At 65.3% G+C, this 22,036-nt stretch carries 23 protein-coding genes; 10 read left to right on the top strand and 13 right to left on the bottom strand.

Annotated features, from left to right (window positions below):
• Positions 1 to 2: 2 nt before the first annotated feature.
• The 3 genes from CSW60_RS21975 to CSW60_RS21965 form a co-directional block, all read right to left on the bottom strand.
• A complete protein-coding gene (locus CSW60_RS21975; protein WP_143324244.1) occupies positions 3 to 1,238 on the bottom strand; it encodes a hypothetical protein in 1,236 nt (411 codons plus the stop codon).
• Positions 1,239 to 1,465: 227 nt separating this feature from the next.
• Positions 1,466 to 1,768 (bottom strand): hypothetical protein, encoded by a 303-nt coding sequence (locus CSW60_RS21970; RefSeq protein WP_143324243.1) that lies wholly within the window; start codon positions 1,766 to 1,768, stop codon positions 1,466 to 1,468.
• 200 nt (positions 1,769 to 1,968) lie between these two features.
• On the bottom strand, positions 1,969 to 2,757 hold the full coding sequence (locus tag CSW60_RS21965; RefSeq protein ID WP_143324242.1) for a helix-turn-helix transcriptional regulator: 789 nt from the start codon (positions 2,755 to 2,757) through the stop codon (positions 1,969 to 1,971).
• Positions 2,758 to 2,880: 123 nt separating this feature from the next.
• On the opposite strand from CSW60_RS21965, the gene CSW60_RS21960 reads away from it, so the two are divergent.
• The 3 genes from CSW60_RS21960 to CSW60_RS21950 all read left to right on the top strand — a co-directional run bounded on the left by CSW60_RS21960 (position 2,881) and on the right by CSW60_RS21950 (position 6,646).
• Positions 2,881 to 3,894, top strand: a complete 1,014-nt coding sequence (locus CSW60_RS21960) for a TauD/TfdA family dioxygenase (RefSeq protein WP_161495670.1) — start codon at positions 2,881 to 2,883, stop codon at positions 3,892 to 3,894.
• An 82-nt stretch (positions 3,895 to 3,976) separates the two neighbouring features.
• Entirely contained in the window at positions 3,977 to 5,272 is a 1,296-nt protein-coding gene (locus tag CSW60_RS21955; RefSeq protein ID WP_143324241.1) for a hypothetical protein, read from the top strand.
• A gap of 3 nt (positions 5,273 to 5,275) precedes the next feature.
• On the top strand, positions 5,276 to 6,646 hold the full coding sequence (locus CSW60_RS21950; protein WP_099539225.1) for a hypothetical protein: 1,371 nt from the start codon (positions 5,276 to 5,278) through the stop codon (positions 6,644 to 6,646).
• Positions 6,647 to 6,874: 228 nt separating this feature from the next.
• Here CSW60_RS21950 and merA read toward each other — a convergent pair whose 3' ends face one another.
• From merA to merC, 4 genes are read right to left on the bottom strand one after another with little or no spacing between them, the layout of a single operon-like run.
• Positions 6,875 to 8,530 (bottom strand): mercury(II) reductase, encoded by a 1,656-nt coding sequence (merA, locus tag CSW60_RS21945; protein WP_369797890.1) that lies wholly within the window; start codon positions 8,528 to 8,530, stop codon positions 6,875 to 6,877.
• A gap of 45 nt (positions 8,531 to 8,575) precedes the next feature.
• Positions 8,576 to 8,854, bottom strand: a complete 279-nt coding sequence (merP, locus tag CSW60_RS21940) for a mercury resistance system periplasmic binding protein MerP (protein ID WP_062099740.1) — start codon at positions 8,852 to 8,854, stop codon at positions 8,576 to 8,578.
• Between the two features lie 12 nt (positions 8,855 to 8,866).
• Positions 8,867 to 9,217, bottom strand: a complete 351-nt coding sequence (gene merT, locus CSW60_RS21935) for a mercuric ion transporter MerT (RefSeq protein ID WP_062099741.1) — start codon at positions 9,215 to 9,217, stop codon at positions 8,867 to 8,869.
• 34 nt (positions 9,218 to 9,251) lie between these two features.
• Entirely contained in the window at positions 9,252 to 9,677 is a 426-nt protein-coding gene (gene merC, locus CSW60_RS21930; protein WP_062099742.1) for an organomercurial transporter MerC, read from the bottom strand.
• Positions 9,678 to 9,821: 144 nt separating this feature from the next.
• On the opposite strand from merC, the gene CSW60_RS21925 reads away from it, so the two are divergent.
• Positions 9,822 to 10,247, top strand: a complete 426-nt coding sequence (locus CSW60_RS21925; RefSeq protein WP_062099743.1) for a helix-turn-helix domain-containing protein — start codon at positions 9,822 to 9,824, stop codon at positions 10,245 to 10,247.
• A 37-nt stretch (positions 10,248 to 10,284) separates the two neighbouring features.
• Here CSW60_RS21925 and CSW60_RS21920 read toward each other — a convergent pair whose 3' ends face one another.
• A complete protein-coding gene (locus CSW60_RS21920; RefSeq protein ID WP_062099744.1) occupies positions 10,285 to 10,839 on the bottom strand; it encodes a recombinase family protein in 555 nt (184 codons plus the stop codon).
• Between the two features lie 117 nt (positions 10,840 to 10,956).
• Between CSW60_RS21920 and CSW60_RS21915 the strand changes: the two genes are divergently transcribed.
• Together CSW60_RS21915 and CSW60_RS21910 are read left to right on the top strand one after the other, a co-directional pair.
• On the top strand, positions 10,957 to 13,911 hold the full coding sequence (locus CSW60_RS21915) for a Tn3 family transposase (RefSeq protein ID WP_062099745.1): 2,955 nt from the start codon (positions 10,957 to 10,959) through the stop codon (positions 13,909 to 13,911).
• A gap of 305 nt (positions 13,912 to 14,216) precedes the next feature.
• Positions 14,217 to 15,161: a hypothetical protein gene (locus tag CSW60_RS21910; RefSeq protein ID WP_143324240.1), complete on the top strand. Its 945-nt coding sequence runs from the start codon at positions 14,217 to 14,219 to the stop codon at positions 15,159 to 15,161.
• Between the two features lie 13 nt (positions 15,162 to 15,174).
• Here the strand turns inward: CSW60_RS21910 and CSW60_RS21905 are convergent, their stop codons facing one another.
• The 4 genes from CSW60_RS21905 to CSW60_RS21890 form a co-directional block, all read right to left on the bottom strand.
• Positions 15,175 to 16,128, bottom strand: coding sequence for a site-specific integrase (locus tag CSW60_RS21905; protein WP_099539223.1), 954 nt, complete (start codon positions 16,126 to 16,128; stop codon positions 15,175 to 15,177).
• 66 nt (positions 16,129 to 16,194) lie between these two features.
• Positions 16,195 to 17,382 (bottom strand): hypothetical protein, encoded by a 1,188-nt coding sequence (locus tag CSW60_RS21900; protein WP_099539222.1) that lies wholly within the window; start codon positions 17,380 to 17,382, stop codon positions 16,195 to 16,197.
• 203 nt (positions 17,383 to 17,585) lie between these two features.
• Positions 17,586 to 18,071, bottom strand: coding sequence for a hypothetical protein (locus CSW60_RS21895; RefSeq protein WP_099539221.1), 486 nt, complete (start codon positions 18,069 to 18,071; stop codon positions 17,586 to 17,588).
• Between the two features lie 100 nt (positions 18,072 to 18,171).
• Entirely contained in the window at positions 18,172 to 18,504 is a 333-nt protein-coding gene (locus tag CSW60_RS21890) for a hypothetical protein (RefSeq protein WP_099539220.1), read from the bottom strand.
• A 92-nt stretch (positions 18,505 to 18,596) separates the two neighbouring features.
• Here CSW60_RS21890 and CSW60_RS23325 point away from each other — a divergent pair, with 92 nt between their 5' ends.
• Positions 18,597 to 19,295: a hypothetical protein gene (locus CSW60_RS23325; RefSeq protein WP_143324239.1), complete on the top strand. Its 699-nt coding sequence runs from the start codon at positions 18,597 to 18,599 to the stop codon at positions 19,293 to 19,295.
• 62 nt (positions 19,296 to 19,357) lie between these two features.
• Positions 19,358 to 19,876: an RES family NAD+ phosphorylase gene (locus CSW60_RS21880; RefSeq protein WP_236634341.1), complete on the top strand. Its 519-nt coding sequence runs from the start codon at positions 19,358 to 19,360 to the stop codon at positions 19,874 to 19,876.
• 51 nt (positions 19,877 to 19,927) lie between these two features.
• On the opposite strand, the gene CSW60_RS21875 is transcribed toward CSW60_RS21880, so the two are convergent.
• A complete protein-coding gene (locus CSW60_RS21875; protein ID WP_099539217.1) occupies positions 19,928 to 20,575 on the bottom strand; it encodes a hypothetical protein in 648 nt (215 codons plus the stop codon).
• A 582-nt stretch (positions 20,576 to 21,157) separates the two neighbouring features.
• On the opposite strand from CSW60_RS21875, the gene CSW60_RS21865 reads away from it, so the two are divergent.
• Both CSW60_RS21865 and CSW60_RS21860 read left to right on the top strand, forming a co-directional pair.
• The gene (locus CSW60_RS21865) at positions 21,158 to 21,466 is read left to right on the top strand and encodes a hypothetical protein (protein ID WP_143324238.1); all 309 of its coding nucleotides are present in this window, start codon (positions 21,158 to 21,160) and stop codon (positions 21,464 to 21,466) included.
• Between the two features lie 45 nt (positions 21,467 to 21,511).
• The gene (locus tag CSW60_RS21860) at positions 21,512 to 21,904 is read left to right on the top strand and encodes a hypothetical protein (RefSeq protein WP_099539214.1); all 393 of its coding nucleotides are present in this window, start codon (positions 21,512 to 21,514) and stop codon (positions 21,902 to 21,904) included.
• Positions 21,905 to 22,036 lie beyond the last annotated feature (132 nt).

Here is a 22,036-nt window from a genome sequence, read left to right as displayed (position 1 = left end):
CGTCACCATTCGACCTCGAGGTCGTCGTCATAGCGCATTCCCTGCAGGTAGCCGCCGACATAGTGGTCGGGAAACAGCTTGCCGACCTTTTGACGACGTTCGTCGTAACCCGGATAGGCATCGCCCAGGATCGTCCAGAGCTGCTGTTGAAGGTTCGGCTCCAGCGCCTCGATGATCTCCACAAGCATCATGTGGGTGGCCTCGTAGTCCGCCACGGCGTCCAGCGGCCGGTAGTGTTTGGCCAGCGAGGCCTTGAACTTGCCTATGTGGTCGCCGCCTTCGGGATAGAGCGGGCGCTTGCCGTCGAAGTACACGGTTTCGATGCCTTCGCGGACCGGATCGATGTTGCCGTGAATGGAATTGTTGCGCTTGTCCATGACGCGCTTGAAGGCCTTGGCGACGTCGGACTTCATGTCGACGGCTGTGGCGAAACCCCGGCATTTGTAGGAGAGGTCCGCGATCTTGAGGTCGATCTGCTCGCGGATGAACGCGTCGTAGCGGCGCTTGTCGGTCCGAACCTCCGGACGGCACAGCACCAGGATCACCATGTTGATGAAGGCCTCGGCCATGATCGGGGTCAGGAGCGCCAGCTGTAAACAGGCGCCATACAGCGCCGCGTCGGGAGACTCGACCATGCGGGTCTTGCCCGGTTCATCGTCTTCAGGCCGATGCGCTGCGACGGCGGATCGGCCGTCGAATTCAAACGGGTCACCGCCGGCCAGGACGTCGGTGATGACGGCGTGATGGTCGGCGCATAGCCCGGCGATGGCCACGTATTTGTTGGGAAACAGAGACCACTTCTCAAGACCGTCCAGGATGGTCTTCTTCTCCGGGCCGACCCGGGCGAAATCCGCTTTCAGCGCGAGGATAAGGGCCTTCCAGTCGGCGTCGGCCATGGGCTCGGCGATCATGAAATGAACCTCGCGCGAGGTGGCTATGATGTAGACGTCCGCCGCGCCGGCCTTCAGGTTGAAGTCCCAGTGGACCAGATTGTCGCTGTCGTCGCGGCGCAGGAAGCTTTGGATGCCGTTGGGCGCTCCGAAGCGCGCCATGAGATAGCAATACATGTCCAGCGTGCTCAGGTGATGCCGGACGCTGAGCGCATCGCCCTTGGCGCCCGCTGCGCTCTCCGATGAGGTCTTGTCCTTGAGCTTGCCGACATAGGCCAAGTGCTCTGCACGCGTTGGCGTCCGCCACGCCTGGACGTCAAGGCAGCAAGGTCTCTTCGGCGACGTCATCAGGCCCTCCCCTGCCCCGAAGGTGGATCGTCGGCGTGGCGCTTGCAATGCCAAGCTTGAAGGCTATTTCGGTCACGCCCCGCGCGATCGCACCGCAAGGCCAAGGTTGTGGCGCCGAACGCGGACGCGGACCATGTTTGGGTTGTGGCGCACGCGGACGGCGATCATAGCCGCTGGCGACAGGGGACCGTCAGGCTGGCCTACGGCGCGGTGACAGCGCCCATGGGCTACTTAGTGACCTTGCCGCCGAGCAGCCCGAAGATCGCGCCCACGCCCATCTGGGCGATGGTCTTCGACCATTCCAGGGCCGCGCTCTGAAGCGGCGTCGGATGGGCTCCCAACATCATCGACGAAGCGAGGAAGAAAAGGCCGGTCACGCCGGTGATCACCAGCACTGACACGAACACCAACTTGAACTGAGGACTGATCGGCGCCGGACTTTTAGGCCCAGGGACGCGGCGCGTGACCGTGCCTGCCTTTGTGTTGAAGGTCAAAACCTCCTGGTCGATGCCGAACTCGGTCGTCGTCAAGGGATGGGCTACGCTCTCGATCGCGATGACCGCGGCGTTGGCGAACGCATTGTTTTGGTCCTTGACCGATCGTCTCTCGCCCATCGCCGCCTGCCGCTCCGACCCGCGCCCAAGACGCCCTGAGTCGGGGCCGCACGCACACGGAAATGTCCGCGAAAAAGCGTGGCGTCCGGGTCAGCCCGGGACATGGCCTTGCGGCTCTAATCTTCGACCATCACCTGGATCGCATCCTTCGACCACGGGCGGCCGCGGGCCAGCGTGACGAGTTCACGCGCCAGCTGGTCCTGTTCGAACTGACCCAATGGCGTCTCGTCTTCGTCGCTTCGGTCCCCCACCGTGAAACTGGCGGGCCCCTCTCCAGCGAGAAGAATGAACTCATGCAGGCCGGCCGGCGGCCCGAAATCGGCGCTGCCGGCCGGGCCCGGCACGCGGCCAAAACCACGGCTGTCCAGTCGCCCGCCCTGCCCCGCGATCGGTTCGGCAAGATGCAGTCCGACGGGGCTGCTGATGAGGAGGATAAACCAGCCGCCGAAGGGGCCGTCGATGTCCAGTTCGAAAAAGTCGCCGACGGAGGCGCGCAATCCTGGCCAGTCCGGCTCCTGGCGCCGGAATCGCACCAAATGCCGTTGGCCTGAGGCAAGCTTGCGGAAGGTCAGCATCTTGCGGCGCGGCGCATTGGCCAGGACGTCGGCCAGGCGCGGATCCGCCGCATCGCGGATCGCCCGCTCGAAGGCGTCGAGCGGACCATGCCAAAGGTCCCTGGCCTGGTCGATCGTCAGGGCGTCGACAATGTCGGCCAGCGCCTCAGCCAGAGGCTGAAGCATCGCCTCGGGCGTCTCGCCCGGCGCTGAGGTCCTCGTGCCGTTCGCCCAGCCTGAGACCGTCTGCTTGCTGCGATCGAGGCGTTCGGCCAACGCCTCGGCGGTGACGCCGCGAAGATGGCTCAGGAGCCCGAGCTTCTCGCGCATGGCCTCGATGATCACGCCCAACCGGTCCCCCTGTTTCTCGCGCGCGCGTGGCCGGGCTCCCGAACCAGGTTCGGGAATCGGCGTGACCACGCTCCCTGTCGTGATCCTATTGAGGCGGTCGCTTTCCTTGAACTGGAGACGACCATGTCCATCCAACATTCCATCCAAACCTACGCCCTCGACGCTCAGACCCATATCCGCCTCGCGGACGGCTTCGCTGATTTCCAGTTGCCGACCGCCATCAGCGCCGTCGACGCCGCCGTGTCCGACGCCGTGGACCGCTGGCGTCGCCTCGCGCCCCCGGCCCTGCTGGCCGCGACGACCGCCATGGCCGATGGCCGCGGCGCGGCGGCTGTCCTTGTCACCAACCTGCCGTTCGATCCGACCCTGACCCACGGCCCCGAGGACACCGATCAGGAAATGGTCTGCAAGCCCAGCCGGCTCAGTGAAGGCCTGCTGCTGGGCGCGGCGGGACATGTCGGCGCCCCCTACGGCGTCGCGCCCGAAGGACGGGGCCTGATCAACAACCTCAGCCCGCGCCGTCGGGATCGGTCGGCCCTTACCGGCTTGGGGTCGCGCGAGCCGCTCGATCTCCACATCGAGACCGCGGCCGCGCGTCGCTGCTCCGGCGACCCTTGCGCCGACGGCCTGGCGCTGATCGGTCTCGTCGCCGATCCCAGCGGCGCGCCGGCCACCCGCGTGGCCGATGCGCGCGCCGCCTTCGAGCGCCTATCGCCCGAGGACCAGGCCGTTCTGCGCCAGGCTCGGTACTCGATCTCCTTGCCCAAGCGTTGGTTGGGTGAAGGCGAGACCCGCCGCCAGGTCTGCGCGATCGTCGCGGGCGAGGACGAGGATCTCAGCTTCGCCTTCGCCTTCTACGGCGACATGACCCTGCCTCTGGACGCGGAAGCCGGAGCCGTCCTGACCCGCTTCCACGCCGCCCTGGACAGTGTGGCCGGCGAGGTGATCCTGCAGCCGGGTATGCTGCTGCTGATCAACAACCGCGTGGCGGGTCACGGACGCGGCGCCTTCGAGCCGAGCTATACGGCCGACGGCGCGCCGATCCGGTGGGTCCAGCGCGTCTTCTGGATCCGCGATCTGCGGCGCCTGGGCGCCTGGCGCGAACTGAGCGGCCGGGTGTTCCAGCCGACCTTGTGAGCTCTGCAGGGCGGTTCGCGACTGCGGACCGCCTTTGCCCGTAAACCCTAGGCGCCACGCCTTTTGCGTGATGACCTTGGCCATGACCATCGGCGGAGAGCAGGTGATGGGTGAAAGCTCAAGCGAGCGCAATGTCATCAACCTGCGCGGCCGCCGGGCCCAGGCCCCTTCCCTGGCCGCGCTCGTCCACGATCTGCAGCGGGCGGCCTATGTCGACGCGCCCTGGCTGATGCGCCAGCTGGACGTCGACAGCACGGCCGGCTTTCTGGACGACCTGGCGCAAGCCTACGGTCGCGTCGGGGTCGAGCTGCCCTCGGACGCCCAACATCTCCTCGGGCAGTTCAACGACACGGCGGCCGGGCCGCCGCCGCGATCGCCGCTGACCTTACAGGATCCGTGGGCCTATGAGGGCCTGCGGCGCCTGTGGGGCCGTGTCGACGCCCTCAACCGCTCCCGCGGCCGCACGCTTGGCAAGCCCCCTTTGCTGGCCACCCTGCCGACGGGCCAGATCAACGCACGCGCCATCCGCGCCGACCAAGGCGAGATCGCGATCCTGTTCGACGACGAGATCCGGTCGTTCGCCTACATGATGAGCAAGGTGGTGGCGACCGTCCTGATAACGCCCGCCAGCGCCACCGAGGATCACGCCGATCTCGACTTCGAACGCGCGGCCGATCCGGTCTCCTTGGCGCCAAAGGCGGCGCAGTGGTTCGCCGCCGTTCTCGACAACTATATCGGCCAGGGCTGGGTGCGCACCCTGCCGCCATGGGTGGTCACCCGGCCGGTCCTGGAGCTGGCGCTTGTCCTCTGCGGCGGCTTCGAGACCTTCGTCATGGCCCATGAGTTCGCCCATCACGCACAAGGCCATCTCGTCGGCGCCGTTCCCGACGCCATCGCCGATATGGGCGAGCTCACTGCGCTGGAACGCGCCCAGGCCCAAGAGATGGAAGCTGATGCTTTCGGGTTGCAGATCGCATGCGACGCGGCCCTGGATGAACGCGGCGACGCGCTGACGGGGTTCTGGGGCGCCTATCTGGCCTTCAAGAGTTTCGAACTGATCGAACGGACGCTCTACACTGTCGCTCACGGCACAGATTGGGCCCGCGTCCACGCCGAGGTCGCCGCCTGGCGCAGCGAGCAGGACGCCCATCCCGCGCCGGGGATCCGGGCGGCGGCCTTGTTTTTCTGGTTCGCCAAGGGTGACTATGAGGGGCCGGCGGCGACGTTCGCCAACGCCATCGACCTGATGTTCGACAAGCTGTTCATGAACGCCTTCCCCGCTCTCGTGCGCCTGGGCCACGCCGGCGTGCACCCGCGCTTCCACGAGGCGCTGGCTGTCTATAGAGACGCGCCCCGGCCGACCTACGCGGAGCTCTGAGCCGTGCCGATCGGCGCTCAGGCCGCGCCTCTGGACCTTCGCGAGATCGTGGCCCGGCTCCAGGCCCGGGCCTGGGCGCGGATCGGCGTCGACGAAGGCGCCTTGGCCGAGCGCTTCGAACAACGCCGGCAGGCCTACAGGCGCCTCGCCGATGCGGCGCCTGGCTATCTCGACTTCGACTGGGGACTGGATCCGTCCGTCACCCTCGATCACGGGCTGGTCGGCAGCCTCGAGGAAATGTTCTCGATCACCCCCGCCACGCCGTTGCAGGACCCAGCCCTGCAGGCCTGGCTGCAATTGGTCTGGCGCTACACCGCCGTGCACCTGCCGTTCCAGTCGGACTACGTGCGGGACGTGATCCTGGCCACCGCCCCGACCGGCGACTTCAACGCCATGGCCGTGCCGCTCGGCGACCGCGGCGCCATCGTTGTGGAGGAAGGCCTCGTCCGGCTGGCCCGCCGGCTTTGCGCCCTCGTCACGCCTTTGTTGTTCTTCGAGCGCGACGGCGCAATCCTCGTGCGCACCAAACAGCAGGTCGAGGCCTTCGTCGCGGCCGACGAGGGCCCGTGTTTCGACATCGCCCAGCTCTTCATCGACTACATCACCCAGGGCGAGGTCGACTTCCCCTCCCCGCGGCTGGCCGGATCCAGCCTGGTCGAGCGTTATGCCGACACGCTTTTCCAATCGTTCATCGCGTTCGTGCTCTGGCATGAGGCGCTGCACCTGGAAGTCGGCTGCGGCAACCCCACAGCGGTCAACCACGAGTCGGTTGAGCGCGACGCCGAGCGCATGGCCGCCGCCCTCGCGGAGGCTTGCCTTCGCGCCGGGTTGACCCTCGACCCCGAGCGGCTGCGACAGACCTATCGTCACCAGCGCGAGGAGTCCGACGCCGACGCCTACGCGATGATCCGCGTGGCCGTCTACGGATCGCGAACCAACAGCCTGCCGGGCAACGTGACGGGCGCGGGCGCCTTCTTGCTGGCGCTCGACACCGTCCACCGCATGCTGACCCAGATCGTCAGCCCCGAGCTCTTCGCCCGGGAGCAGGCGAGCGACCTTGCCCAACTGAAAGCCGCCGCCTTCCTGGGCGGGCGCGATCATCCCCATCCTCGCGTGCGACGCGCCGAGGTCATCGGCTTGATCAGCGCGCTCGACCCTGGCGTCGGCGCGATGGTCGGGTTCGAGATCGACCGCTTGGCCCTTGTCTTCGATAGGGTCTGGGGCCTGCTCGCCGCTACGATCGCGCTCGAACACGATCGGATTGGCGCGGCCGCGTCGCGCTGGCTGACGCCGGCGAGCGCGGACCGCGAGCGAATGATCCGCGCTCTGGCCCCCTTGGACGGAATCGCATGGATCACCGACGCGGCGGACTGAACGGCGCAGCATCGGGTTGAGGACGGGTTCACCTCAAGGTTTGTGCGCTAAAAGGCGCTTAGAAGTACGAACCAAGAACATTGGTGCGGAAGTCGGCGTTCGCGCGTGTCGGCGCGTGGCTGGTCGTCTGCGCGCTCGCTAGCCGGAAAGCAGACCTTTCAGTCTCTCGCCTGGAGGGTTAGGCGTCATCATGAGGTGCGCGCTCCGCTCGCCGCCCAAACTGAACCTTCAACCGGCGCAGCAGGAGAGCTGCTTCACATCCTTGGAGAAGGTCTGGGCCGCGAGCTTCAGGCCTTCCACCATGGTCAGGTAGGGGAACAGCTGGTTGCCAAGCTCGCCGACGGTCATGCGCGCCCGGATGGCGAGCGCCGCCGTCTGGATGATCTCGCCCGCCTCCGGCGTCACGGCCTGGACGCCGATGAGCCGGCCGCTACCGGCTTCCGCGACGAGCTTGATGAAGCCGCGTGTGTCGAAGTTAGCGAGGGCGCGCGGGACGTTGTCCAAGGTCAGGAGCCGGCTGTCGGTCTCGATCCCGGCGCGGCGGGCCTCCGTCTCGCTGAGCCCGACCGTGGCAACCTGCGGATCGCTGAACACGACCGCCGGCATCGTGGCCAGGTCTAGGGCGACCTCGCCACCGGTCATGTTGATCGCCGCCCGGGTTCCGGCCGCCGCCGCGACATAGACGAACTGTGGTTGGTCGGTGCAGTCGCCGGCGGCGTAGATGTGCGGCGTGCTGCTGCGCATGGCCGCGTCGATCACGACGCCGCCCTGCGCGTTGACGGCGACGCCGGCCGCCTCCAGGGCGAGCGCTCGGGTGTTGGGCGCCCGGCCCGTCGCGACGAGCAGCTTGTCCGCGCGAAGTTCGCCTTGGCCGGTAGCGAGGACGAACTCGCCGTCGGCGTAGGCGACCTTGCTCGCCTGGGTGTGTTCCAGCACCTCGATGCCCTCGGCGCGGAAGGTGGCCGTGACCGCCTCGCCGATGGCCGGGTCCTCACGGAAGAACAGGGTGTTGCGCGCCAGGATCGTCACCTTGCTGCCGAGCCGGGCGAAGGCCTGGGCCAGTTCGACGGCGACGACCGACGAGCCGATTACCGCCAGGCGCGACGGGAGGGTCTCGCTCTCAAGGGCCTCCGTCGAGGTCCAGTACGGCGTATCCGACAAGCCCGGAATGGGTGGCTCGGCCGGGCTGGCGCCGGTGGCGATCAGGCAGCGGTCGAAGGGCACATGTTGCTCGACCCCGCCGGCCTGGCGCACGAGCAGACTGTGGCGGTCCCGAAAGAGGGCATCGCCGCGCAACACCGTGATGGTCGGGGTGTCGGCGAGGATGGTCTCGTATTTCGCCTGCCGCAGATCATCGACGCGCGCCTGCTGCTGGGCCACCAGCCGCTCGCGCAGGATCGCGGGCGTGCAGGCCCCGATCCCGTCATCGAACGGGCTTTCGCGGCGCAGATGGGCGATATGCGCCGCACGGATCATGATCTTGGACGGCACGCAGCCGACGTTGACGCAGGTTCCGCCGATGACGCCGCGCTCGATCAGGGTGACCTTGGCGCCCTGCTCGACGGCCTTCAGCGCCGCCGCCATCGCCGCGCCGCCGCTGCCGATGACGGCGATGTGCAGCGGGACGCCGCCGGCGCCGCTTTGCGCCCCGCCCGCCAGGAAGCCCAGCGCCTTGTCGAAGACACTTGGGGGCGCCGCGCCCGTGTCGTCGACCGAGGCGAGATATCCGAGCGTCGCGACCGTGGCCGCAAGGGTCTCGGAGCTCACCCCCGCATCGGCCGCGATCTCCGCCCGCGCCTTCGGATAGGAGACGGCGGCCGAGCGCACGCCTGGGACGCGCTCCAGGGCCTCCCTCACGTGCGTGGCGCACGAGTCGCAGGTCATTCCGTCAATGCGCAGGGCGATCACGTCGGTCACGGGGCAGGTTCCTCAGCGCTTCACGGTGGACGGGTAGCCCGCGCCCGCAGTCGCCTTGGTCAGGGCGGCGACCGTCGTCTTGGCGTCATCGAAGGTGACGACGGCCTCGCGCTTTTCGAAGCTGACCTCGGTTTTCTCGACGCCGGCGACCTTGGCAAGCGCTGTCTTGACGGTGATCGGGCAGGCCGCGCAGGTCATGCCGGGCACCGTCAGGGTGACCGTCTTCGTCGCGGCCCACGCGGGAGAGTTGAGCGCGCCCATCAGGGCGATCAGGGAGACGAGCTTCTTCATGGGGGCTTCCTTTCAGTAGAACAGGGGCAGGACGTAGGGGAACGCCAGCGCGACAAGGACGAGCGCCGCGACCGCCCAGAAGATCACTTTGTAGGTGGTCCTGACCTTGGGCACGGCGCAGACTTCGCCGGGCTCGCAGGCGCGGGCCGAGCGGAAGATTCGGCGATAGGCGAAGGCCATGGCGACTAGCGCCGCGCCGATGAACAACGGACGGTACGGTTCCAGCACGGTCAGATTGCCGATCCAGGCCCCGCTGAATCCGAGGGCGACCAAGAGGAGTGGGCCGAGGCAACAGGTCGAGGCCAGAATGGCGGCCAAGCCGCCAAGCGCCAACGCGCTGCGGCCGCTTTTGGATTCCGACACGGAGAATCTCCTTTCGATAAACCTCGCCATGGCGTCAAGAAACCACCCCTTCGCGGGGGCGCGCGGGAGCATTGCGAGGCGGCGCGGCGAGATCCCAGATCGCCACGACCACCATCAAGGTCAGTCCGGGATAGAGGAGCCACGCCGTCGGCCAGCCGCGGGTGGCCATGAGCAAAGCCGCCGCAAGCACCAATGTCGGCCCGACGACGCTCAGCGCCATTCGCGCCCACCGACGATGGCGAAGCCCGCCGACCGTGTTGGCGATGAGGGCGATCACGGCGAACAGCGGCAGGAGGTAACGGATGAAGACTCCTTCGTACTGGCTCAGGAAACCAAGGCCCAGCGCGGCGCCAAGACTCGCGAGCGCCGGGAAGCACGCCGCGCACCCCATGGCGGTGACAATCGAGCCGATGACGCCCGCCTTGTCAGCCGCGCGTGTGAGGGGATTCTGGATGGGCATCGCAAATGGCCTCGGCGACTTCGGTGGAACCGTCAGAGCGACGCTGCGATCATGACCGCAGCTTGCCCGTGAGGGCTGAAGATCACTACATACGATCTGTAGTGACTACAGACTCAAGCCCAAAATTGAGAGGCGCAGAACAGCATGGCGGATACCGCGATCCCGATTGGCGAACTGTCCCGGCGCACGGGCTGCAACATCGAAACGATCCGCTACTACGAGCGGATCGGCCTGATGCCCGCGCCGCCTCGGCGAGGCCGCTACCGCAGTTACGGCGGAGGCGATGTGGTCCGGCTCGGATTTGTGCGCCGCGCCCGCGAACTCGGCTTCACACTCGATGAGGTGCGAGCGCTGCTTGGCCTGGCGGCTGGCGGACACTCCACCTGCGCAGAGGTGCGCGACTTGGCCGCCGTTCATCTGAAGGACGTTCGAGCGCGGATCGCCGATCTCAAGCGGATGGAGCGGGTCCTGGCTGACTCCGTCCGAGCTTGCGACGCAGGGCAGGATCCAGGATGTCCGCTGATCGACACCCTCTATGCCGAGCCCCGCGCGCCGGCGCCAAGAGCATAGCGGCCCAACCTGTCGATTCTCTACCATCTAAGTGTCTTCATCCCTCGGACGGCGGGATACGACCGATGGTCGCCTTGCTGACGCCCAGAACCCGAGCCAGATGGCGCACGCTTTCGCCATTGGCCCGCTGCTGGGCGACGAAGGCGCGCTGCGCCACGGTCAGGCTGTGGCGGCGTCCAAGCTTGACGCCGCGCGCCTTGGCGCGTTCGCGGCCCTCGCTGGTGCGCGACCTGATCAATTCACGCTCGAACTCGGCCAAGCCGCCCAGCACCGTCAGCATCAACCGGCCGTGCGGGGTGGTGGTGTCGGCCCAGGTGTCCCGAATTGAGCGGAACTTCGCGTCCTTCTCGGTGAGAGCGGCCAGAACGTTGAGAAGATCGCGTGTCGAGCGCGCCAGGCGATCGAGCCGAGTGACCATCAGCACGTCGCCTGCCGCCAGCGAAGCGATGGCGCGCTTGAGCTGGCTGCGGTCGGTCTTGGCGCCCGACGCCGTCTCGCTGAACACCTTTTCACAACCGGCCGCCGTCAACTCGGCGACCTGCGCCTCGACGCTCTGACCGTCGGTCGAAACCCGTGCATATCCGTAAATCATGCGCCTATTTCTGAGACTATAATTCGAGACACGCAAGCCGCTGAAATCGTTGAGGCTAGTCAGCGTCTCATTTTTCGCGAATTATGAGCCACCTGCAGAAGCGGTCAGGACCATCCCATGGCGCGGCGAAGCTTGCTCACGGGTGACGAACGGCGAAGGTTGTTCGAGCCTCCGGTCACCGACCGAGAGGTGGCGCGCTGCTACACGCTGGTGCCAGACGATCTCAAGTGGATCGACGAGCGTAAACGTCCAGCCAACAAGCTGGGCTCCGCTGTGCAAATGGCGCTGCTACGCCATCCAGGTTTTGGGTGGCTGCCTGGTCAAGTTGTTCCCCCGATCGTGCTGCGCTTTTTGTCCGACCAAGTGCATGTTTCACCTGAAGCGCTAGGCGACTATGCCAAAAGACTAAAAACACGCAGCGAGCACGCAGGTCAGCTTCATGAGCGACTAGGGATACGCTTGTTTGTCCGTGGCGATATTCGCTTGGCGGTGTCGATCGCCGCCGCGGCGGCCGTCGCCACCGACAAGGGCGGAGCCATCGTGGAGGCCCTGATCGCAGAACTGCGCCGGCGACGGATCATCCTGCCGTCTCCCGACACCTTGGAGCGCGTCGGCCTGGCTGGCCGCTCCCAGGCAAGACGCAAGGCGGCTGAGGATCTGCTGGCGCCGATCTCGCTCTCGCAACTGGACCGCATCGACCAACTGTTGGTCAATGACGCCAACCTCAAGAAATCGGCCCTGGCCTGGCTGCGCGACATCCCGGAGTCGCCGAGCGCCGCGTCGATGGCGGGGATCACCGAGCGTCTGGCCTACGTTCGCGCCATCGGTATCAATCCGGCGATCACCGAGACCATCCACGAACGGCGCTTCGAGCAGTATGTCCGAGAGGGAGCGGTCGCGCCGGCCTTCCTGCTCAACGGTTACGGCGTGGGTCGCCGCCGGGCGACCGTGGTCGCGCAGCTGATCTTTCTCGAAAGCCGCCTGAGCGACGCCGCGGTCGATATGTTCGACAAGATGGTCGGCTCGCTGTTCGCCAAGGGCCGTCGGGGGCGCGAGCGCAAGTACCAGGCCAGCAGCCGCGAGGTCAGCAACCTCATGCGGTTGTTCAGCGGCGTGATCGGCGCGGTCGAACATGCCCGGGCCGACGGCGGCGACGTGCTCGACACACTCGACGCCCAGGTTGGATGGTGGAAGGTCATTCAGGCCAGACCGAAGATCGAGGCCCTGGCGGCGCTGGCGGTGGAAGATCCACTGGTTAGCGCCGCCGACCGCTACGGCGCCCTGCGCCGGTTTGTTCCGACCTTCCTGGAACACATACGCTTCCGGTCAGGCACGGGCGGCGCCTCATTGCTGAAGGCCCTTGAACTCCTCCGCGACCTCAACCGGTCCGGCCGGCGCGAGATTCCCGACGACGCGCCTATGCCGTTCGTCTCCAAGCATTGGAAAGCCCTGGTCAAGCCCATCGGTGGCCCGATCAACCGACGGCTCTACGAGACGGCGTTGATGGCGACGTTGCGTGATCGGCTCCGTTCTGGCGACGTGTGGATCGAAGGTTCGCGATCCTACAAGCGCTTCGCCGACTACCTGCTGCCCAAGGACGAAGTCGCCGCCGAAGCCGAGACCTTGCCCGTCGATACCGAGATGGGAACCTATCTGGCTGAGCGCGCCAGCCTGCTGGATCAGCGGCTCGCCAGCTTCTCACGGCGCCTAGCCAAGGGCGACCTGGTCGGCGTGACGCTGAAAGGCGACGAGCTGTCGGTGACGCCGGTGAAGGCCAATGCGCCGGACGAGGCCAGGTCGCTAGATCGGGCGATCGACGCGCTGCTTCCCCGGGTCCGGATCACCGAGTTGCTCAGAGAGATAGACGCCCTGACGGGTTTCTCGTCGACGTTCCGCGAGCTGAGGTCGGGCAAGGTCCACGACAATCCCAGCTGCATCCTCGCCGCGGTCCTGGCCGACGCCACCAATCTTGGTCTGGAGCGGATGGCCAACGCCAGCCAAGGCGTCACCTACGCTCAGCTCGCCTGGACCCAGAGCTGGTATCTGAGCGAAGAGAACTACAAGGCCGCGCTGGCTAGGATTATCGAGGTCCACCACGCGCAGCCGTTCGCCCGACACTGGGGCGATGGCCAGGCCTCGTCTTCCGACGGCCAATTCTTCCGCTCGGGCCGCCGACGCGGCGGAGCGGGTGAAGTCAACGCCAAGTACGGGCCTGAGCCTGGCTTGCGGATCTATACCCACCTGTCGGACATGCACGGCTCGTTCCACACCCGCGTGTTGTCGGCCACTTCCTCGGAGGCGCCCTATGTGCTCGACGGCCTGATTGGTCGTGGCGGCGGGGAGCACTACACCGACACCGGCGGGGCGACCGACCACGTATTCGCCCTGTGCCACCTTCTCGGATACCGGTTCGTACCGCGCTTGCGTGATCTGCAGGATCGCCGCTTGGCGATCATCGGAGCCAAGCCGCGCCACAAGATCCTTGAACCACTCCTTGGCCGTCCGATCCGGGTCGATGTCATCGAGGAAAATTGGGAGGACATCGTCCGTCTGGCGGCGTCGCTGAAAGCCGGATCGGTCGCGCCGTCGGTGATGCTCAAGAAGCTATCGGCGTTCAAACGCCAAAATCGCCTCGACATGGGCCTGGCCGAGGTCGGCCGGATCGAGCGCACGCTGTTCACGCTCGACTGGCTGGAAAGCCCGGAACTGCGCCGCCGCTGTCAGGCCGGGCTCAACAAGAGCGAGGCGCGCCACGCGCTGGCCCAGGCGGTGTTCGTCCACAAGCAGGGGCGGATCGCCGATCGCACTTTACAGAACCAGGAACACCGCGCTTCAGGCCTCAACCTGGTGATCGCCGCCATCGCGCTTTGGAACACATTATATATGCAGCGCGCCGTCGAGCATCTGCGGGAGAGGGGCGTGGCCGCGCCCGATGAGCTTCTAGCCCACCTCTCGCCGATGAGCTGGGCCCATGTCGGTCTGACGGGCGACTACCTCTGGGCCGACGCTGCCACGGCAGGCGGGCTCAGGCCGCTGAACGATCCTGCTGACAGGCTCTACCGAGTCGCCTAGCAGGCTGTTGAAAAAGTCGCTCCGACAGGCCGATTTCCGCGATTTGGCTCGCTTAGCGCGAACTGTAGCCAAATCCGGCTATTGAAAACATTGGCTTATTGATTTCGCCCTGGTGACTTCAGCCTCTTTACCAGGGGGCAAAAATCGAATTTCAACAGCCTGCTAGCTCATGTTCTTGGTTCGTGCTTCTAAGCGCCTTTTAGCGCACAAACCTTGAGGTGAGCCCTCCTGCAAGGGGCAGCAAAAGCAGGGGGATAGCGCCGACAGCCACACAGCTCTCCGATCGCCTCCTGCAGCGTGCGCCCTTGTCCGGACTGGGCAAACCGCTTCATATGCTGCCAACGGTCACCAAGGCGTTCGGCGTGAAGCACGGGTACAGCAACATCCTAGGCGAATTAGTCTTGGCGGATGTGCTGGACTACGGCGATTGCGAAGATTTCCAAATCGTCTGCCCGAATTGCCGAGAACCATTATTCAAGCGGATCCGAAGCGAAACGCACTATTTTGCGCATTACCAGGAGAGTAAAAGCCTTCACTCCGAATGTGAGTTGAGGGTGCGCAACTTCACCGCTTCGGACATCGACGCCAAGACCGCTTTTGCTCGTGACCAAAGGCTTCGCTACTTCTTAGAGCAGACGACGGTGCTCTTGCGTGAATGTCCGTTCCGCAATCCGGAAGACGTCATCGTTCGGGAGACGGCTTTCCGTCGGCTTCGCCGGACTCCTGAGTTTCGCTGGTGGGCGCAGACGATATCGGATTGGCTGCGTCGGCAGGACGGCAACCTACTTGCTCTTACCCGCGAGCACGCAGCCTCGGTCTATGAGCGCTGGGAACGGGTTTCCTTCGCGCCGAAAACAACGTTCTCGCGGGAACAGCAGGAACGCGCAGCGGCCGACATGTTGATGACCTTCGCGACACCCCTCGGGCGCCAAGCGCTCGATAAGGCGTTGAACACGGCTTGGGTCGATCTGTCCCTCGTTACAGGCGATATGGCTCAGCGCGGAGCGTCGGTCGGCTTCTCGGGGCCAATTTCGGATTACATGAGAGCGGTACTAAACGGACCAGACGCCTCAGCAGCTGCGTCACATCATTGGTTGCTAACTAGCCCAATGCCAAAGGGACTTCACCCGCAGCAGAATGTGACCTGGTCCGCCATTTTCCTTAATCAGCTTACCGAAAGCTTGGTCGAGGCCTTGTTGATGCTCGACTACATGGGGTCGCTTCGCAAACGGGCTAGAACCGCCCATTGAGACGCCGTTGCGGCTACAAGCCGACCTTGCCACTCGCTCCGCCTCCTTTGAGTTTGGCCCGTCGCACGTAGCCACGCATCGTAGTTAGGCTCTTGTGGCGGGTTTGATCCATTATCTCTTCGTCGGGGATCTGGTTGGCGTAGGCCGTGGTCACGAACCCGGCCCGCAGGCTGTGGGGGCTCAGATACTCGCCGCTGGACGCCTTCAGGCCGACCGCTTGGCATCGCCGGGTGACGATCTGCCAGACCCCGCCGTCGCTGAGCCGAGCCTTCTGGACGTGACCGCCCCGCGCCACCTTGCGGAAGACCGGCCCAGCCGAGATCTTAGCCTTGTCCAGCCAGGCGCGCAGCGCCGTCACGGGACAGGTCTGCGGATGACGGCCGCCCGCGATGGCCACCGCCACGCCCTCGCCGTCCGGATCGCCCTTGGACCGGCCGAGCGCAAGGACCAGGCCCGACTTGGTCCAGCGGACGTCGCCGACGTCCAGACCCGCCAGTTCCGAGCGGCGCAGGGCTCCAGCGAACCCGATCAGCAGCAAGGCGCGGTCGCGGACCCCGGCCATGTCCTGGCCGCAGGAGTCCACCAGAGGGCGCAGCTCGTCGATCGTGACGGCCGCGGCGCGGCGACCGCTCGCGCCTTCGGGCCGTTCCTGGTTGATCCCTCGCAGCACGTCGCGGATGGCGGTGTGCTTGGTGTCCAGGCCCTGTCCCTCGCGGCGCGCCTGCCAGGCGATCCCGGCCACCCAGCGCACCAGGGTGCGATGGGCGAAGTCGCCGGCATGGGCCGCCAGATAGGCACCCACGACCGCCGGCGTCGCCGGAAACGCGGTGAGCCCGGCGCGAACGCACCAGGCGGCGTAGCGGTCGACGTCGCGGCCGTAGGCCCGTACGGTGGCGGGCCGGTCGGCCTTGTCGCGGAGGACGTCGGCCTTGGCCAGGGCCTTGGCGCCTATGGGGGTGATGCTCATCGGACCCTCGCGAAGGACCGATAAGATACGATAATAATCCTTACGTTATCTTATTTTCTTTCGTAGTCAGCGATCTTCAATCGAAAGTCCCATCGTTCGTCCAACCATTCGCAACGCCGCCGTCACCGGCAGGATTGCATCATCGTCGCGGTCCGAATTAGCCATGATAGCCATGACCCGTCCGTCACCGGTTTGATCCGTCAGCTCACGCGATGGCAAGGCTGGAATCAGAGCGACGCCCGGCGCTTGCTCGCCGAACGGCAAGTCGGCCAGTCGCATGGCGATCTCTATGACAAATTCGTCGCCAAGCATCTCTGCTAGACCGATCGGAGGGTGACGCTCATAGGGCAGAGGCGTCGCGTCCACGATCACTTGCGACAGTGTCACATAGGACCTTTTCACCAACCTGATCATCTCTGCGATCGCGACCTTAGCTGTGTGGGGTGTCGTGCAAGATTCCCAGTCTTGCAGAAAGAACAGCGCAGCGCCGTAACGGAACGTGCGCGCAAAAGGATGTTCGCGGAGGAATGCGAAGCAGAGGGCTCCAAGTTCATCGCTGATCAGTTCGCACGCGTCCTGGATGGCAGCGTCACTCAGTTGCTCGGACGGACGTACTATCTCCCCTCTAGCCCGAAAAATGACGCCGGTGTCCCCACTCAATGTCGCGGTGACAAGGCGGAATGACACGCACTCGTCGGAGCCGTCGTCAGCTATGCTGACGACCAGTTGGCCGACCGGAAGCGCTGAAGTGAACAAGCGACTGGGCTGCGGGCGGCCGTCGCTCTCATGGCGGACAGGCTCCCAGAATGGCTTTTGATCAGGATGTTCGGGATCGAGGTGCCAACCATTGGGCGATATCGGCCGTCGGAACAGATCCTGGATGTTGGTCGAACCGAACTCTACCAGAGCATAGTGAACCCGATCGGCGGTCTGTAGGTCGGAAATTGCATACTCACCGACAAAAAGGGGAGCGGTGAGACGCTCCCGCAGCGCGTCCTTTCCGGTGAAGCGGCCGGCGTTGGAAGGGGCCGGATGGAATGCCCGTTTAACCTCGCCAACCCCATCGTCTGGATAACCATATGACACCGGCGGGCACTCTTGCTCCAGCAAGTCCGCGACGGTAACGACGCCCAGAGCACGCCTGTCTATGTGAACGCTGGGGTTACGCTCGATCACATACAGGACGAGCGCAACAACATCTTGCACGGCGTCGCGAAGCGGACCGCTCAAACCTGCACTGGCCGCTTCCATCATCCCGCACCCATGTCGTATGGCCGCCATTCACGTCGGCGGGCAACGATACGTCGAGTTCGCCAGATTGGACACCTCTCAGGTCGCCCCGCTTCGGCGATTTCAGATGTGCGCTGCGTGACTCCTTGATCGAGGTCGAGAGGGCGGTCCGAGAGCTGGACGAAGTCCAGAACTGGCTGTCCCGCCAGTTTCGGAGGCCCCCTCCGCTAGTCCGTGACGGAAGGTTGCCTGCTCGGCGACAATTTGCCCGCGAGATCCAGAGCCACCGTCACGGCGCTGGCCAGCACACCGACGGCCAGCCCGAAAATCAAAACTCTACCGACCAAGGACGTCGTGAGCTCAGCAATCGACATGTGGGGCAGAGCAGTCATGGCCAGAAGCGACGCCCAAAAGGCGATCGCGCCGTAACGGCCAAGGCGAGACCGAAAGCTGGAATCGCCGTGAACAAGGCCCAAGGCGCAGGCGCCGAGCGCCATCATCACGAACCCAGCCATCCCGATTGACTGGCAAAGATCGAACCGCGGGTCGAAGAGCATGACCGGCCCGCCGATCCGCGACCAAATCGCCCAGGCCACGCCGGAACCAAGAATGACGAGAAGGCCCGTCGCGCTGATAGCCAGCGATGCAAGCTGCAGCTTTGACCGCAAGGGCGCCGCTCGTAGCGCGTTCAACAAGGCGACAGGTTGGGTCATTAGATGCACCAGCTAGAGTTGGCCGATAGCATAGGCTTAAGCGCCCTTGGTTAGGCGAACGTTATTTCTCCGCTACCTTGCCGCGCATTCAAAGCAGTGACTATAGGCCTCCGGCGCGCAAGGGGTGACTGGCGCCGTGGACAATCCCTCTCTTGATCTCATCTAGCATGACGTCCCGCTGATAATCGGCCTCGCCTGCTGTCCATTGGCCGATCGCGACGCCCAGTCCGTACAGGATTCCAAAGGAATTGAACCCCTCTGTGGGCGCGCCAACCAGCAGCGCCAGGCCCGCGATTTGCCCGATGCGCTCGCCAAGGTCCACCGCGTGCATCTCAACGCCCTCGTCGGTGACGCCGGGTATGCGCGCAGCGGCGAGCTGGGCAAGCAACTGGCGGGCGGCTTCGACGATGGCGGTGTTCTGTTCGGCGGTCATGGCGTCTTGGTCCTAAACGTCTTATCACCAGTAAGCTCGCCATACACGAGCATCGGGTTGCCGAAGTAGCCAGTTGCGCCCATATTAGCCGAATGAGCAAGCTCGCCCCTCGTCCGAAAGGCGTTTCGCGCGCCGCCACCACTGGCGTGTTCGGCCAATTCAACGCGTTTGTCGTGGCCCCTACTAAGTTGGCGAGCTTACCGCCACAGACCGAACTTCTGGTTATTCCGAAGACCGCAGACGCCGAGACAGAGCTGCGCCACCAAGGATATAAGGTTTGGAAGAGCGCGTTTGGCAGCAGGATTTTCACGACTGCTGGCACGCGAGCGGAAGCCATTCGGGTCGGGAAGTTAGCGAAAACTCGGCTAAAGCCTGAAGCTTTCGAGCCGGGACCAAAAGCGCGGGCCATTTTGCGGGGCGTGGAGTTTTCCGAACTCGACCTGAAGGAGTCTGGCGGCGCGTTCGATATCGAGACCGTCCGAAAGCTCCTGAGAGGCGTGAGCCGCCAGGCCATCGACAAGAAGGTCAACGAGGGATCGCTGCTTGCCGTCCCGGGACCCAGCGGGAAGCGTCGTTTCCCCGTCGTGCAGTTTGGTGATGACGGCACGCCGTTGCGTGGACTGAAAGATGTTCAGGCCGCGCTCGGCTTCAGCAGTCCATGGTCGGTGCTCAATTTCCTGGTCAACCCGCACGACCTTCTGTCGAACGCCAAGCCCGCCGACCTATTGAAGCGTGGCGAGATCTCGAAGGTGGTTCAGGCGGCCATGCAGTCTGGTGTTCGTAGCGCGTGACGCCGCCACCGCCGACGGATCTTTCCTCACGCACTGCGAGGCTGATCACGCTCGAGCGCGGCGTGATCCTGCACCGGTTCTACACAAAGCCCTTTGAGCCGATCTTCTTCGACACCCGTCCCACAAGCCGGTTCAACGCGCCTGACGCAAGCTTCGGGGCCCTGTACGCGGCTGAACACCCGGACGGCGGATTTGTCGAAACCTTCCTCCGGACGCCTGGGCGCCGGATGGTCGACATGGCGCTCGTGCAGTCCAAGGGCTATGTCCAGCTAGAGGTGGGGCGCCCGCTCACGCTCGCGCATATGGACGGGCCGGGCCTGGCAATTCTCGGTGCGACGGCCACCGTCACTCACGGTGACGTACCCTATGACGTCGCACAAGACTGGGCAAAAGCGTTGTACGATCATCCGGCGCGATACGACGGCATTGCTTACAGTTCTCGCCACGATCCCTTCGAGACCTGCTACGCGATCTTCAACCGCGCGGAAGACGCCATTACCGAGACAGCCAGACTATCCGACCTCGACATAGACTGGTTCTGGCTCATCGCGGAAAAATACAACGCGGCGCGGCCATCCTGACAAGGATGTGTCATTGAGCCAGGCGAACAGGCCCAGCGGCCCGGACGACGCTCAGCTCGGCCGCTCCAATTGCGCCAAGCCGCCCTGCCCCATTTCCGTTAGGCGATAGCGTGGGCGGCCGGTGTCCTCGTCCACCGCCTCGATCAGGGCCTGCTTTCGAAGGATCTGCATCTCGACCTTGAGGGGCACCTTCGCCGAGGCCCAGCGTTCTTGGCCGGTTTGCTGACGGATCTCGGCGGTGCTTAGGGCGCCGTGGACCCCCAAGGCCTCAAGGATGGCCCGTCTGCCTTCTGCGATGACATAGGTGGGCTCCGCCGCCGCCGGGGTGTCGACCTTGAGCCTGAGATAGGGCTTGCCTGACCGGCGGATTTTCTCGACCAGCCCTCGATCGGCAAGCTCGTTGGCCAAGGTCGACGCATAGGTCCTCGCGACACCCAGCCTGGGCAGCAGCTCGCTCAGCGGGGTGAAGCGATCCGCCGCGAGCAGATCCAGGAGCGCGCGCGCGGCCGGGGCGGGACCGGTCTCAGCGGGCGGCGCGCCAGGCCGGTGATAGATGTGTCCGCCCGGTCCTCGAGGGCCTTTGACCAGGCGCCCGTCGCTTACGAGCGCGCGCAGAATGCGCTCAACGGCCTGGCGGCTGACCTGCAGGCGATCGGCCAGGCCGCGCGCCGTCGCCGGCAGTTGGGCGACCGCGAGCACGCGGTCGGCGGCCGTCAGGGGGTTTCCTTGCGTGCCGGTTCGAATGACGGGCCCCCTTGAGCAGCCTTCGGAGGCAGCGTTATAGCGCCCGCTTGGACGCGATCACCACAGCCTTGTCGGCGGGGATCGCCCAGCTGCGCCCTACTGTCGCGCTTGACTCCGCGACGGCGCGCGATGAGAACAGAAAAAGAACATTCGGAGACATCGCCATGCTGGCCAAACGCGCTCTTCCGCGCGCGCGAGCGCTCGCCCATGCCTGAAGCTTTTGACCCAGGCGTACCCCTGGACCACTACAGACAGCATGGCGCCAGCATCCAGCTCCACTGCAACAGCTGCGCCCAGATGACCCTGCTTGACCTCGAGGCGGTGATCGCCGGCCTGATCGCGCGACGCCTCGGCGATGAACACACCGGGATACGCGCGCTTGCGCACACCTTCCGGCGGGGCTGCGAGCGCTGCGGCGCCGTCGCCTGGGAGACAAGGCCCTGCTTTCCGTCGCAAAAGCCCGCCGCAGCCGGTGGAGGCGGGTGAATGGGCAAAAATCCAGCTTACCTTCACACTCATCTGTGGACGGTCGCGGGTATGATCGACGCCCAGGAGCGGGTGATCTGGTCGTGCCGCGCGTGCAAGGCCTGGGGCCACGTCGATCTCCTCGAGATCCAACGCCAGAAGGGGCCGACCTATTGCCTCGTCGACCGGACGGCCCCTTGCCGCGTTGAGGGCTGCGGCGGCCGCGTTGGCTTCCACTACGGCAGTCCGGCCAGGCCTCTAAGGGCGCTTCGCGAGCGCCAGGCCGCGGCCCAGGCGCAGCAGGAGCGTGAGGAGATGGCGCGCGCCAAGGCAGCCTACAACGCCGTCGCGCGGCGCCTGAAGTACCCGCCCCTGCCCTAGGCGCCGTTCAAGACCGTCGTTAGCTTGCCATTCGAGGAGATCCGCATGTCCGCCGAGACCGTCCACTGGATGACCGTCAATTCCGAGACCGGCGAGATGAGACGTCTCTACGCCGACGGCGCGGCCCTCATCGCCACGGGCACGCGGGCGCCCGATTGGTTCTGGCAAAAGCATCCGTTGATCGCCGAGGCGCACGCCACCCCCGCCGGCGTCGACCAGGAAGCCGTTCGGATCTTTCTGGCTCAGCTGGAATGGCCGGAAGCGCCTGAGACCGAGCAACCTGATCGGCCCGCTGACATGCGCCTGTCCGGCGAATGGAAAACCGACCGCGATTTCTGGGCCGCTCATCCGGCCGTTGAACATGCAGCAGTCCAACAGCTTCTCGGGTTCGAGCCGGACGGTGACTGCTGGGTCGTCGAACTCTGGTTGAAGGGCTGAGTCGGTGTGTTGGTGTGGACGGCCTCTCATCCCAACGGTTTGATGGCGCTTAGCGTCAACAAGCCAGTCGAGAGGAGAGCAACATGGTTACACCAGTGCGTATCGGCATGGACACGGCTAAGTCCGTGTTCC

It is taken from the genome of Caulobacter sp. X, assembly GCF_002742635.1.
Taxonomy (GTDB): domain Bacteria; phylum Pseudomonadota; class Alphaproteobacteria; order Caulobacterales; family Caulobacteraceae; genus Caulobacter.
The sequence above is the reverse complement of the archived record's forward strand: the minus strand, read 5'-3'. Positions and strand labels throughout refer to the sequence as shown.

Coding starts and splice junctions, on each gene's coding strand:
- CSW60_RS21920 (WP_062099744.1), bottom strand. CDS start 10,839: ATGATTTACGGATATGCACGGGTTTCGACCGACGGTCAGAGCGTCGAG.
- CSW60_RS21905 (WP_099539223.1), bottom strand. CDS start 16,128: ATGAGCATCACCCCCATAGGCGCCAAGGCCCTGGCCAAGGCCGACGTC.
- CSW60_RS23325 (WP_143324239.1), top strand. CDS start 18,597: ATGAGCAAGCTCGCCCCTCGTCCGAAAGGCGTTTCGCGCGCCGCCACC.
- merC (WP_062099742.1), bottom strand. CDS start 9,677: ATGCCCATCCAGAATCCCCTCACACGCGCGGCTGACAAGGCGGGCGTC.
- CSW60_RS21900 (WP_099539222.1), bottom strand. CDS start 17,382: ATGATGGAAGCGGCCAGTGCAGGTTTGAGCGGTCCGCTTCGCGACGCC.
- CSW60_RS21955 (WP_143324241.1), top strand. CDS start 3,977: ATGACCATCGGCGGAGAGCAGGTGATGGGTGAAAGCTCAAGCGAGCGC.
- CSW60_RS21860 (WP_099539214.1), top strand. CDS start 21,512: ATGTCCGCCGAGACCGTCCACTGGATGACCGTCAATTCCGAGACCGGC.
- merA (WP_369797890.1), bottom strand. CDS start 8,530: ATGACCTGCGACTCGTGCGCCACGCACGTGAGGGAGGCCCTGGAGCGC.
- merP (WP_062099740.1), bottom strand. CDS start 8,854: ATGAAGAAGCTCGTCTCCCTGATCGCCCTGATGGGCGCGCTCAACTCT.
- CSW60_RS21915 (WP_062099745.1), top strand. CDS start 10,957: ATGGCGCGGCGAAGCTTGCTCACGGGTGACGAACGGCGAAGGTTGTTC.
- CSW60_RS21960 (WP_161495670.1), top strand. CDS start 2,881: ATGTCCATCCAACATTCCATCCAAACCTACGCCCTCGACGCTCAGACC.
- CSW60_RS21895 (WP_099539221.1), bottom strand. CDS start 18,071: ATGACCCAACCTGTCGCCTTGTTGAACGCGCTACGAGCGGCGCCCTTG.
- CSW60_RS21975 (WP_143324244.1), bottom strand. CDS start 1,238: ATGACGTCGCCGAAGAGACCTTGCTGCCTTGACGTCCAGGCGTGGCGG.
- CSW60_RS21925 (WP_062099743.1), top strand. CDS start 9,822: ATGGCGGATACCGCGATCCCGATTGGCGAACTGTCCCGGCGCACGGGC.
- CSW60_RS21890 (WP_099539220.1), bottom strand. CDS start 18,504: ATGACCGCCGAACAGAACACCGCCATCGTCGAAGCCGCCCGCCAGTTG.
- CSW60_RS21865 (WP_143324238.1), top strand. CDS start 21,158: ATGATCGACGCCCAGGAGCGGGTGATCTGGTCGTGCCGCGCGTGCAAG.